This is a genomic window from Flavobacterium microcysteis, assembly GCF_006385255.1.
Taxonomy (GTDB): domain Bacteria; phylum Bacteroidota; class Bacteroidia; order Flavobacteriales; family Flavobacteriaceae; genus Flavobacterium; species Flavobacterium microcysteis.
In genome coordinates this window covers 1,012,100-1,024,066 of record NZ_VFJE01000056.1, presented here as the reverse complement: position 1 = coordinate 1,024,066, position 11,967 = coordinate 1,012,100, and the positions used below count along the sequence as shown (strand labels likewise).

Annotated in this window: 15 protein-coding genes; 4 read left to right on the top strand and 11 right to left on the bottom strand. The window is 35.6% G+C overall.

Going from position 1 to position 11,967, the window contains the following annotated elements:
* Window positions 1–402: 402 nt before the first annotated feature.
* Together bshC and FJA49_RS18205 are read left to right on the top strand one after the other, a co-directional pair.
* Window positions 403–1,998, top strand: coding sequence for a bacillithiol biosynthesis cysteine-adding enzyme BshC (bshC, locus tag FJA49_RS18210; protein ID WP_140002987.1), 1,596 nt, complete (start codon window positions 403–405; stop codon window positions 1,996–1,998).
* 147 nt (window positions 1,999–2,145) lie between these two features.
* Window positions 2,146–2,565: a nucleoside-diphosphate kinase gene (locus FJA49_RS18205; RefSeq protein ID WP_140002985.1), complete on the top strand. Its 420-nt coding sequence runs from the start codon at window positions 2,146–2,148 to the stop codon at window positions 2,563–2,565.
* 67 nt (window positions 2,566–2,632) lie between these two features.
* Here FJA49_RS18205 and FJA49_RS18200 read toward each other — a convergent pair whose 3' ends face one another.
* Window positions 2,633–2,929 carry a DUF721 domain-containing protein gene (locus FJA49_RS18200; RefSeq protein ID WP_140002983.1) on the bottom strand — a complete coding sequence of 99 codons (297 nt, stop codon included), beginning with the start codon at window positions 2,927–2,929 and terminating at the stop codon, window positions 2,633–2,635.
* Window positions 2,910–3,350, bottom strand: a complete 441-nt coding sequence (locus tag FJA49_RS18195; RefSeq protein ID WP_140002981.1) for a hypothetical protein — start codon at window positions 3,348–3,350, stop codon at window positions 2,910–2,912. The genes FJA49_RS18200 and FJA49_RS18195 overlap by 20 nt, the downstream gene beginning before the upstream one ends.
* A 105-nt stretch (window positions 3,351–3,455) precedes the next feature.
* Between FJA49_RS18195 and FJA49_RS18190 the strand changes: the two genes are divergently transcribed.
* Entirely contained in the window at window positions 3,456–4,526 is a 1,071-nt protein-coding gene (locus tag FJA49_RS18190; protein ID WP_140002980.1) for a serine hydrolase domain-containing protein, read from the top strand.
* A gap of 309 nt (window positions 4,527–4,835) precedes the next feature.
* Here the strand turns inward: FJA49_RS18190 and ftsY are convergent, their stop codons facing one another.
* From ftsY to FJA49_RS18145, 9 genes are all read right to left on the bottom strand, one after another.
* On the bottom strand, window positions 4,836–5,789 hold the full coding sequence (gene ftsY / locus FJA49_RS18185; RefSeq protein WP_140002978.1) for a signal recognition particle-docking protein FtsY: 954 nt from the start codon (window positions 5,787–5,789) through the stop codon (window positions 4,836–4,838).
* Between the two features lie 167 nt (window positions 5,790–5,956).
* The gene (locus FJA49_RS18180) at window positions 5,957–6,109 is read right to left on the bottom strand and encodes a DUF4295 domain-containing protein (RefSeq protein WP_140002976.1); all 153 of its coding nucleotides are present in this window, start codon (window positions 6,107–6,109) and stop codon (window positions 5,957–5,959) included.
* Between the two features lie 9 nt (window positions 6,110–6,118).
* Window positions 6,119–6,301, bottom strand: a complete 183-nt coding sequence (gene rpmG / locus FJA49_RS18175; protein ID WP_056069900.1) for a 50S ribosomal protein L33 — start codon at window positions 6,299–6,301, stop codon at window positions 6,119–6,121.
* A 27-nt stretch (window positions 6,302–6,328) separates the two neighbouring features.
* On the bottom strand, window positions 6,329–6,565 hold the full coding sequence (rpmB, locus tag FJA49_RS18170) for a 50S ribosomal protein L28 (RefSeq protein WP_056069897.1): 237 nt from the start codon (window positions 6,563–6,565) through the stop codon (window positions 6,329–6,331).
* Window positions 6,566–6,720: 155 nt separating this feature from the next.
* On the bottom strand, window positions 6,721–7,632 hold the full coding sequence (locus FJA49_RS18165) for a DUF4476 domain-containing protein (RefSeq protein WP_140002974.1): 912 nt from the start codon (window positions 7,630–7,632) through the stop codon (window positions 6,721–6,723).
* 118 nt (window positions 7,633–7,750) lie between these two features.
* Window positions 7,751–9,013, bottom strand: a complete 1,263-nt coding sequence (locus tag FJA49_RS18160) for a competence/damage-inducible protein A (protein ID WP_140002972.1) — start codon at window positions 9,011–9,013, stop codon at window positions 7,751–7,753.
* A 31-nt stretch (window positions 9,014–9,044) separates the two neighbouring features.
* Window positions 9,045–9,389 carry an Hpt domain-containing protein gene (locus tag FJA49_RS18155; protein WP_140002968.1) on the bottom strand — a complete coding sequence of 115 codons (345 nt, stop codon included), beginning with the start codon at window positions 9,387–9,389 and terminating at the stop codon, window positions 9,045–9,047.
* On the bottom strand, window positions 9,389–10,000 hold the full coding sequence (locus tag FJA49_RS18150) for a fumarylacetoacetate hydrolase family protein (protein WP_140002966.1): 612 nt from the start codon (window positions 9,998–10,000) through the stop codon (window positions 9,389–9,391). The genes FJA49_RS18155 and FJA49_RS18150 overlap by 1 nt, the downstream gene beginning before the upstream one ends.
* A gap of 25 nt (window positions 10,001–10,025) precedes the next feature.
* Window positions 10,026–10,802: a 3'-5' exonuclease gene (locus FJA49_RS18145; RefSeq protein WP_140002964.1), complete on the bottom strand. Its 777-nt coding sequence runs from the start codon at window positions 10,800–10,802 to the stop codon at window positions 10,026–10,028.
* 209 nt (window positions 10,803–11,011) lie between these two features.
* Here FJA49_RS18145 and FJA49_RS18140 point away from each other — a divergent pair, with 209 nt between their 5' ends.
* Window positions 11,012–11,962 (top strand): erythromycin esterase family protein, encoded by a 951-nt coding sequence (locus FJA49_RS18140; RefSeq protein WP_158629503.1) that lies wholly within the window; start codon window positions 11,012–11,014, stop codon window positions 11,960–11,962.
* The last annotated feature ends 5 nt before the right edge of the window (window positions 11,963–11,967 follow it).

The following is an 11,967-nucleotide window of genomic DNA, read 5'->3' as shown; positions in this document are numbered from 1 at the left end:
GCTAAGGTGCTAAGGTGCTAAGGTGCTAAGGTGCTAAGGTGCTAAGGTGCTAAGGTGCTAAGGTGCTAAGGTGCTAAGGTGCTAAGGTGCTAAGGTGCTAAGGTGCTAAGGTGCTAAGGTGAAATTTCGAAAAGAAAATTCAGATACGCAATGAAAAGCTTTATTTTTTGTTTTTTTTTTCAACTAGCACTCTCACTAACTATCTAACTTTTATCTCTTTATCTTTTTCACTTTCAACTTCAGCACTTTCTCAACTATCCACTTTCAACTTTCATCTATCCACTCCCAACTATCCACTACCCACTATCAATTATCCACTATCAATTATCCCCTTTCTTACGCTTTTGTTAAACTAATCACTCATGCTGTTATTTTATTTATTTTTACAAAAAAATACCAACTATGCCAACCGACTGTATCAGCTATCAAGAATCTGGTTACTTTACTTCTTTAATCAATGATTATTTAAATCAAAATCCAGACATACAGTCGCTTTATCACCGATTTCCATCTTTAGAAAATTTCGAAAAACAGCTTTTTGAAAAAGAAAAGAATTTCAATTCGGATATTGCAAAACGTAAAACTCTAGTTTCTGTTTTAGAAAAACAATATTCAAACCTAGCTGTTTCGGACCTGACAAAATGGAACATACTGGCTTTGGAAAACCCAAAAACATTTACGGTCACAACCGGACACCAGCTCAATCTTTTTACCGGGCCTTTATATTTTTTGTATAAGATTGTTTCTACAATCAATCTTACCAAGCAATTAAAATTAAAATATCCCGAGTATAATTTCGTGCCTATTTATTGGATGGCAACCGAGGACCATGACTTTGAAGAAATTAATTATTTCAACCTGCATGGAAAAAAAGTTCGTTGGAATACAGAAAGTGGCGGACCAGTTGGAAGACTGTCAACTCAAGGATTAGAAGAAGTTTTTGAGGTTTTTTCATTGGAATTAGGCATTGGAAAAAATGCAGAATATTTAAAAAAACTATTCGAAGAATCGTATGTCCGTCATAATAATCTGGCAGATGCGACACGGTTTTTAGCCAATGAATTATTCGGAAAAACCGGTTTGGTGATATTAGATGCAGATATTGCCGAATTGAAGAAACATTTCGCTCCTTATGCCCAGGAAGAACTTCTAAAACAAACTTCCCATAGAAAAGTTTTGGAAACATCTGAAAAATTGAAGGATTATAATATTCAGGTCAATCCACGCGAAATCAACCTTTTTTATATTGAAAATGATTTGCGTGAACGAATTATTCTTCAAAACGGTTTCTATTATGTGAACAACACAGACTTAAAGTTTACTGAAACTGAAATCCTGAAATTGTTGGAAAACCATCCTGAAAAATTTAGCCCTAATGTTATTATGCGCCCTCTGTATCAGGAAGTCATTCTTCCTAATCTTTGTTATATTGGCGGTGGCGGCGAATTAGCTTATTGGTTGGAACTAAAATCTTATTTTGAAGCTTCTGATGTTCCTTTCCCAATTTTGCTCTTGAGGAATTCTGTTCTTCTGGCTACTGAAAAGCAAGCCAAAAAAGCAGACAAGCTTAATTTGTCATGGAAAGACTTGTTTTCAAAACAACAGGATTTAATGAATACTAAAGTGAAATCTTTTTCAGAGTTTTCAATTGACTTGACCGCACAGAAAGCGTTTTTAAGACAGCAGTTTGACAATCTTAATAAAATAGCAGAACAGACAGACAAATCTTTTACAGGAGCGGTAAAAGCTCAGGAAGTAAAACAAATAAAAGGTTTGGAAAATCTTGAGAAACGCTTATTGAAGGCCGAAAAGAAAAAACATCAGGAAGAACTGGAGCGGATTTCAGATTTGCAAAATGAATTATTTCCTAACCAGAGTTTACAGGAAAGAATTATAAATTTCTCTGAATTCTATCTGGGCTACGGAGAGACACTTATAGATAAATTATTCGAAGAATTGCAACCTTTAGAGCAGGAATTCAAAATCGTAATTCTTTAGCAGTTCCTTTTATAAAATCTGCAAAAGCAATCCGTTTCTTTTTGTTTTGTCAGGAATACAAAAATTTCTGTCGCTAATTCTTGCGATTGTTTTTCGTTTTCTGTCAAAAACACTACTTTTGCGCCAAATCTAAACAAAAAAAATATAATGGCAACGAATAGAACATTCACAATGATTAAGCCTGATGGTGTTGAAAACGGACACATCGGTGGAATTTTAAACATGATTACTGAAGGTGGTTTTAAAATTGTTTCTTTGAAATTGACTCAATTGACTGTAGCTGATGCTCAACAATTTTATGCAATTCACAGTGCAAGACCTTTCTTTGGAGAATTAGTTGAATTCATGACAAGAGGTCCTATTGTAGCAGCTATCTTGGAAAAAGAAAATGCTGTTGAAGATTTCAGAACACTTATTGGTGCTACTAATCCTGCTGATGCTGCTGAAGGAACTATCCGTAAGAAATATGCAAAATCAATCGGAGAAAATGCTGTTCACGGTTCTGATAGCGATGAGAATGCTGCTATCGAAGGTGCTTTCCACTTTTCAGGAAGAGAGCAGTTCTAATCGAAATACAATAAATAAAAAAATCCGTTTCAAATTGAAACGGATTTTTTTTGCTTTATTCCTAATTCTATCTAAAGACAATCTCTTTGACGATATCACGGCGGAATTCCTCGTTTATCATCTTTATGATTTTTTCTTTCCCATAACTCAATTCCTGGCGCAATACAGCCGAAGTAAGTTCTACATAGAGCGTGTTGTTCCTTAAAACAACATCTTTAGTATAACTATTCACGCCATTGCCCATCAAAGATATCCATGCTTCTTTTACTGCAATACGGTCAATTCCGGTTTGCAGTTTGTTTGCTTCTATGATGTGTTTCAGAACGTCGCCTACAGAATTTTCATTATTTAGTCTCTTTGCCATCTAGCAGGTTTATTGGGGTTGCTCTTTTATATTGGTATTCTATTTTTTGCGGATTAACAATGGTCATTTGGTTTTCAGAAATCGATTTTAGTTCTTCTTCCCATTTTGCATATTCTGTTTTATAATCTAAATATATCTTGCCATCTTTTTCTATGATTTCAACGGCTTCAGAAGTATCATCTGTCAAGAATTTCCCGTCAAGCTGCGGACTTACTTTTTTTCGGAAACCTTTGTAATCATTCCCAATTTCAAAAAAATCATAGGTTGTATTGATTTTATATTCTTTTTTTGAACCGTCAGCCATAATCACCTTTTCGATTTCCCAATAGCCATTTATTTTTTTGGCATCTTCTTTTGACGCTTTCTGGCTGCAAGCCATGGTAATCACTGCTGCAAACAGTAATAAAATTCCTTTTTTCATCTCATTATTTTAAAAAATAAAATTACTACTATTTGCTATGATAAAAAAAGTTTCCGGTTTAAACTATTTGGTATTTTTAAAGTCTATATAGTAAACCCTATCCTTATGAAAAAAATAGGCTACCCTTTACTCTTTATTCTAGCTTTAATTAGCTGTAGTTCTGAAAGTAATGAATCCAATCCTACGGAATCAATAATATACTTTCCTCCTCTGGAACAAAGTGCCATATGGGAAACAAAATCATTGAATTCATTAGGATGGAATGAGAATGCAGTTGCTCCGCTCCTTACCTATTTGGAAGAAAAGCACACTAAAGGCTTTATTATTTTGGTTGACGGCAAGATTGTCATGGAAAATTATTTTAATGGCCATTCTGCTTCATCCAATTGGTATTGGGCAAGCGCTGGAAAAACATTAACAGCAACCATGGTCGGAATTGCAGAACAGGAAAACCATCTTAATAGCAATAATAAAGTTTCAGATTATCTAGGTCGTGGGTGGACAAGCCTTCCTCTGGCAAAAGAAGACCTGATTACAAACAAACACTTGTTGACTATGACTTCCGGACTTGAAGACATTGATAATGGTGATTGTGTAGCCCCTGAGTGCCTTACCTATAGAGCAGATGCAGGAACACGGTGGGCCTATCACAACGTTTATGTAAAATTGCAAGATGTTGTAGCTTCTGCCGTATCAACAACCTTCAACAGTTATTTCAACACAAAACTAAGAGACAAAATCGGAATGAATGGTGCCTGGATCCAATCGGGAAACAACAGTGTGTATTGGAGTACTACCCGAAGTATGGCTCGTTTTGGCCTCCTGATGCTCAATAAAGGAAAATGGAATAATGAGGTAGTATTGAATGAAAACTATTTTAATACTGCGACAAATACATCCCAAAACATTAATCTGGGATATGGATATTTATGGTGGCTAAACGGAAAGTCCAGCTATCATTTACCACAGACACAAATACAGTTTCCAGGAGGCATAATACCAGAAGGTCCAAATGATATGTTTATGGCGTTGGGCAAAAATGATCAAAAAATTTACGTAGTCCCTAGCAAAAAAATGGTAATCGTCCGAATGGGCGAGGCGGCAGACAATGTCAATTTAGCCTTATCCGACTTTGATGAAGTTTTGTGGGAAAAAATAAATGCGCTAATCAATTAGCGCATTTATTTTTATTTCTTTCTGGTATTGGCCTTTTTTACGGGGCTTTTTCTTTGCCTGAAAAAATTTCGGACAGCCATAAAAAATGAGGCCCAACCCAAAATAACAAACAAGTAATAGACTACTTGTACTTTGCCTTCAAAAAATGTTGAAATAAAAATCAGCAGTACAAATAAAATATAAAGATGAAGCGGTTTTACATTATGTATTGAAAAGGCCATTAAACACTTTTATTAACTAAATGCATACTTAAGATTTAAACTTATATCACTCAGTATCAAAGAAGTTATTAAAGTTGTATTGCAAAAATTATTTAAAGAAAGAATCTACGAATTCAATTTTATTAAATACTTGCAAGTCTTCTATACCTTCTCCTACGCCTATGTATTTTACAGGAATTTGAAACTGGTCAGAAATTCCAATTACAACACCACCTTTTGCAGTTCCGTCCAATTTAGTAACAGCAAGTGCCGATACTTCTGTTGCAGCTGTAAACTGTTTTGCCTGTTCAAAAGCATTTTGTCCGGTAGAGCCGTCGAGTACTAAAAGAACATCGTGTGGGGCGTCAGCTACTACTTTTTGCATTACGCGTTTTACTTTAGTCAATTCGTTCATCAAATTTACCTTATTGTGCAAACGTCCTGCAGTATCAATAATGACAACATCAGCATTTTGAGAAACCGCTGATTGCAATGTATCAAATGCTACGGAAGCCGGGTCGCTTCCCATTTGCTGTTTTACGATAGGAACACCAACTCTGTCAGCCCATATCTGCAATTGATCGATTGCTGCTGCTCTAAAAGTATCCGCAGCACCTAAAACGACTTTATATCCTGCTTTATTGAATTGGTAAGCCAGTTTTCCAATAGTAGTTGTTTTTCCAACTCCATTCACGCCTACTACCATCAAGACATAAGGTTTTTTGTCTTTAGGAACTTCAAATTCTGTAGCTTCTCCAGAATTTGTTTCAGACAATAGGCCTGCAATTTCTTCACGAAGAATTTGGTTTAGTTCATCAGTACCCAAATATTTATCGTTAGCAACACGCTCTTCAATACGACCAATGATTTTCAATGTCGTATTTACGCCTACATCTGATGAAACCAGAACTTCTTCCAGATTGTCTAAAACCTCATCATCAACTTTTGATTTTCCTGCTACAGCTTTGGTAAGCTTCGAAAAGAAAGATGTTTTTGTTTTTTCAAGACCTTTATCAAGGCTTTCTTTTTTTTCTGATGAAAATATTTTTTTAAAAAAACTCATTTTGTGATTCGTTAGATTTTTTCGGCTTATTAGATTTTGGTCTTCCTAATAATCCAAAAATTCAAGAAAACAACTACAAAGAGTACTTTCCTTAAATTTTGAACAAATATAAAAATAAAAAAGCTACTTCCGAATGAAAGTAGCTTATCTATATAATGTCTAAATGATTATTTCTTTTTCAAAAAATCCTCAACTAATTCAGGAGCCATAACGCTTTCAACGAAAGTGTATGCACCAGTTTTAGGAGATTTTACCATTTTGATAGCTTTTGTTAATCTCTTAGAAGCTGTCTGTAACGTTGCTACGGTTTTCTTTGCCATGACTAATAATTATTTAATTTCTTTATGAACAGTTACTCTCTTCAAGATTGGATTGAATTTTTTAATCTCTAATCTATCTGGAGTATTTTTTTTGTTCTTTGTTGTTATGTATCTTGATGTACCTGGCTGACCACTAGTTTTGTGCTCTGTACACTCTAAAATTACTTGAATTCTATTACCTTTCTTTGCCATCTTGCTATATATTTAGAGGAAGGATTATTATTTAATAAATCCGTTAGCTTTAGCTTCTTTCAAAACTGCAGCAATCCCGTTTTTGTTGATAGTTTTTATTGTAGATGCAGCTACTCTAAGAGTAATCCATCTATCTTCTTCAGGAAGATAAAAACGTTTCTTAACTAAGTTTACAGAAAATTTTCTCTTAGTCTTGTTCATCGCGTGGGAAACATTATTTCCAACCATCGCTCTTTTACCTGTAAGGTCACAAACTCTTGACATTATGCTTATCTTTTATCGTTATTCAAAATCAGGGTGCAAAGAAACAAAAAATAAACTGTATTTACAAAACATTCTACTCCTTTTTTTTCAAAATCTTTTTCGATTCCATATGCAGCCTATAAAAGGCAAAAATCCTGTATTTCAAATTATAGGTTCTATTTATTCTGGATGTATTCTGTTAGATCATCTACATTTGTACTGAACGAAAATATATCATTTAGCCTGAAATAATTTTTCTTTTCCGTGCAATAATCGTAGGCAAACTTTACAAAATCTAATTTGTTTTCTTCAAAACTGATCGTATTAGCGATTTGTTTTATTTGATTTACATCCAAGCAATTTGCAGAAACAATCTGTTTCGCCACTTTTAGCTTGGTTTCGTCAAAACCTTGTTTCTTTACAGATGTCAGCGCACTGTTAAAGTCAGTTGAACCCATCGGATATTTATTGTTGCATCCTTTTTTAATTAGCGGTGGGTCATAATTAACCTGCGGCTGACCAGAATGCGTTACTGTTGTAGTGGTTGTTTCTGTATAAACGCCATTTGGCTCTTTAATATTGACATTCACACCTACTCCTCCTACGCTTACTCCTACTCCCATTCCTGTATTTCCAACAGTGGTTGTGGTTGTAGTTTGCGATACTGTACTTACAGGCTGTGGAGCGCCATAATGCACTACATGAACATTTTTTGGAGCTCTATACTGGCGATCTACCGGAATTTCAGAGAAAAAATTAAGCTTAAGCTTATTCTTATTGTTTTTATCTCGCCTTATTTTATAGGTAACATCCATGTATTCGCCATCCACATCTGCAATAGCCAGATTCTTTTTTGTTATTTCTACAAGAGACTTGTTTTCAAAAAGTATTTTGGCATTGTAATACGGCTGATTCAGCTCTTCAATGCGGATGTTGGTTTGCGGAATGTCATTTTGCAGTTCTCCGTTCAGCACAAGAAAGAAAGGATCTCCGTCTTCTGAAAAAATAGTCAAATTTCCTGTTGGAGCCTGAGCAAAAGCAAATGCTGCGGTGAGAGTTGCAGCAATGGTAAAGTAAAGTTTTCTCATAAAAAATAATTGATTTTTTTTTAATGTATTAAAAAAGGGGGATTAAAAAATTATTCGTGAACGAAAATGTAAATTTCTCAGAAAAGACCAAAAACGATGCCAAATGCTTAAAAAATTCTTATCTGATTTTCAAGATTTCTTTTTGAAGCATTTCAAAAGCTTTACCTACAGCCCTATCAATGACTTTTTCACGCGGTTGCCCAAAATTAAATTCTTCACAGATGATGTTATCCGGAGCCGGATAAGGTGTTGCCAGTGCAATAAAAACCGTACCTACTTCAGCCGGAGAATCTCCTTTTTCAGGACCCGCATTTCCAGTAGTAGCAATGGCATAATCTGTTTTTAGCAGCTTCTGAGCACCTAATGCCATTTCAATTGCTACTTCACGGCTTACGACAGAATGTGCATCAATAAGCTCTTGAGGCACTTTTAACACTTCTACTTTGACTTCTGTAGCATAACTCACTACACTGCCTTTGAAATAAGCTGATGAACCCGGAATTGAAGTCATCATTTGGGCTATTTTTCCACCGGTACAACTTTCGGCAGTAGCTATTGTCATTTTATTTTTGGTTAGTAATCGGCCAAGAACCACTTCTATCGTTTCATTTTCGTCATATCCTACAATGATATCCCCAATGATTTTTGATAGCGAGTCTGTGTTTTCTTCTATAGCTTTTTTCAGAAACTGCTCGTCAGTGCCACGTGCAGACAATCTCAACCTTACTCTTCCCGGACTTGGCAGATAGGCAAGCTTTATAAATTCCGGGAGATTATTTTCCCAATTTTCTATCCTTTCCGCAACAAGGCTTTCTCCTTGCCCATAGGTAAGAATTGTTTTATGGATAATAAAAGGTCGTTTATATTCTTCGATTACCTTAGGCACTACTCTATTCTCTACAAGATATTGCATCTCATAAGGCACGCCAGGCAAGGAAACAAAAACGGTATTTTCTTTTTTGAGCCACATTCCAGGTGCTGTTCCTACATTATTAAATAGGACTGTGGCTTTTGAGGGAACTAGAGCCTGGTCTTTATTGATTTGGGATATCGGACGCTTGTAGAAACCTTCTATCAGTTCGGTTACATGAGCAAGGACTTTCTCGTCTACCACCAATTGGTCTTCAAAATAGTCGGATAGCGTTTTTTTGGTAACATCATCTTTGGTTGGTCCCAAGCCGCCAGTAAAAATCACCAAATCAACTTGATTCTGGAGGCGTTCCAGCGTTTCCAAAATATGTTCTCTGCTATCACTTATAGAAATGACTTCGTGGATATCAATCCCTATCTTGTCTAATGATTTTGCAATAAAAGCAGAATTGGTGTCGATGATTTGTCCAATAAGGATCTCATCTCCTATAGTTACTACGGTTGCTTTCACGGATTTTGATTTTTCAGGCTTGCAGTCAGAATTACAAGTTAAAGTCTTTCTTGATTTCCTTTACTGCCTTTTCGACTTTGTCTGCAATACTTTTATAAGTATCCTTGATTTCTTTTTTCTTTCCTTCTCGCTTTGTCCAATCTTCCACAAGAAGAATTTCTTCAAAAGCGACAGTCATTCCCAGCAAATCAAGAGTAGGCTTGATTTTATGAGCAAATGCGTAAGCCATCTTATAGTCTTTCTCTTTTATTCCTTCTTTTACATTCTTCAGGTCGGCAGGAACTTCAGTCACGAAAAGGTTTATAATATCCTGAACGAATTCGCTGTCGTTATCTGAAATCTCGTAGACTTTTGCCAGATTATAGTGTATAGCCATTATTTTACCTGTATTCTAAATAATTTATGTCCGTCTAAATATCCTTCAAGAATATCGTCTGGATTGACCTTTGCAACTCCTTCCGGAGTACCTGTGAATATGATATCACCTATTTTCAGCGTAAAATATTGCGAAACATAGGAAATCAATTCGTCAATTTTCCAGAGCATCTGGTTTGTATTGCCAATTTGGACTGATTTTCCATTATTGGTCAATTCAAATGTAAGATTTTCCAGTGAATTGAATTCAGATTTCGGTAAAAATTCTCCAATGACTGCTGAACCGTCAAATGCTTTGGCTTTTTCCCACGGAAGTCCTTTTTCTTTAAGGTCGGTCTGAACATCACGGGCTGTAAAGTCTATCCCTAAACCAATTTCTTCATAATATTTATGCGCAAATTTAGGCTCAATGTGCTTCCCTACCCTGTTTATTTTCACCAGAATTTCAACTTCATGATGGATATCGCTACTAAATTCCGGTAAGAAGAAAGGAAAATTTTTAGGCAATATTGCGGTATCCGGTTTAAGAAAAATTACCGGTTCCGATGGTCTTTCATTTTGCAGTTCTTCTATATGCTTGGCGTAATTTCTTCCAACGCAGATTATTTTCATAAGTCCTGTTTTCGGCGCTTAAAAGCTAGCTCAGTTTATTATTCAGTTTTCTTAGCTTGATTGCTGTCAGTACCTTTTTAGTATACAATGGGAAGTCGGCATTTTGAATCCATCCAAAATAACCCGGTTCGGCCTCAAGAACTTTTTCAACCTTGGCTCCTTTGTGCTTACCAAACGTAAAAATTTCTTCGTTATCCTTGTCCAAACCGATAAATCCAGCAAAATCAACCGATTTTTTTCGGGTCGTATATTCAGAAAGCGATCTCATGTCCTGCGGCAGGTCATCATATCGTTCTAATTGTGCTTTTAGGATTTCATAGGTAGCCATAGTATCTGCTTCGGCAGAGTGCGCATTTTCAAGACTTAGTCCGCAGTAAAATTTATAAGCAGCACTTAAAGTACGTTCTTCCTTTTTATGGAAAATAGTCTGAATGTCTACTGCTACACGATTTTTCATATCAAAATCGAGTCCTGCTCTCAACAATTCTTCAGCCAATAATGGAATATCAAATCGGTCAGAGTTGAATCCTGCCAAATCAGAATCTTTTATCATGTTATGAACTGTAGCTGCCAATTCTTTAAAAACAGGTTCGTTAGCTACCTTTTCATTTGTAATTCCATGCACGGCTGTTGTTTGCGGCGGAATAGGCATTTCTGGATTAACCAGCCAAGTCCTGCTTTCTTTATTTCCGTTAGGGAAGACTTTAAATATCGATATTTCTACAATCCTATCTTTACTGATATCGATTCCTGTGGTTTCGAGATCAAAGAAACAGATTGGCTTTGTCAGTTTAAGTTCCATTTTCTTGTTTTTATGGACTGCAAAGATAACGGTTTTTGAATTGAATTTTTGCTCTAAAATTTACTGTTTATGCAAGCAACAAACATCAAATCCTTTTATTTTCAGTTTCTTATTTTCTAAGGTCTTCAAAAATTTATGAAGAAAAAAACTACTCCTTCTGCGTTTTTCATTAGATTTACTTCATGCCTCCGGTAATTAACAACTCTACCATGAAAACAAGAATACTCATTACGTTTGTCCTTACTATTTCAAGTTTCCTTGCCCATTCGCAAAACAAAACACTACAATGGATAAACGAGAATTCGATTCCTTTAGTTGAAAACTCACAATCCAAAAACTTTTCATTTTTGGATTCGGAATTAAACGAAAAAACGATTCTCGGGCTCGGAGAGGCTTCCCACGGAACCCATGAGTTTTATATCCAGAAGGCACACATCATCAAGTATCTAATCACAAACAGCAATTACAGACTGCTTGGTTTTGAACTTACTCAAACTAACATCAGCCCTATTAATGACTATCTCCAAAATGGAAACGGCGATCTGAAAACGCTGATGAAATCACTAATGCTCTACAATGCACAGGAAATTTTTGATCTTTTCCAGTGGATAAAAGAATACAATCAAGGTCAGACAGCGGCTAAAAAAGTAGTCCTTTTTGGATTTGACAGCGAAGATTTTTGGCACGATCCTCTTACGAGAGACAAAGGCATGGCCGAAATAATTATTAAAACACAAAAAAGCGAGGCATCAAAAGCAATTATCTGGAGCCATAATGTACATATCGCAAAAGATATCACTATGGCCGAAGTAGAAGCAATGGGCGGTTATCTAAAACAAGAATTGGGTTCTAAATATTATGCTTTAGGCTTTGACACTTATAAAGGAAGCGTGAACGTGATTGCAGAAGGTAAAATCACTAAACATAGTTTTGAATCAGCCCCAGATACTTTCTCGGGATTATTTTCCAAAGCAAAAGACGGCCAAATCTTTATTTCTTTTAATTCAAAGAAATCAAATCCTTTTACACAAACCAAAAACAAAATCACCAACATTTATTCTGTATGGACAAATGACAGAGCATTGCCTATACTGCCAGGTTCTGATTTTGATGCCATCGTATTTATTCGTGAGACCACAGCATCATTAATTATTGAATAGCATAA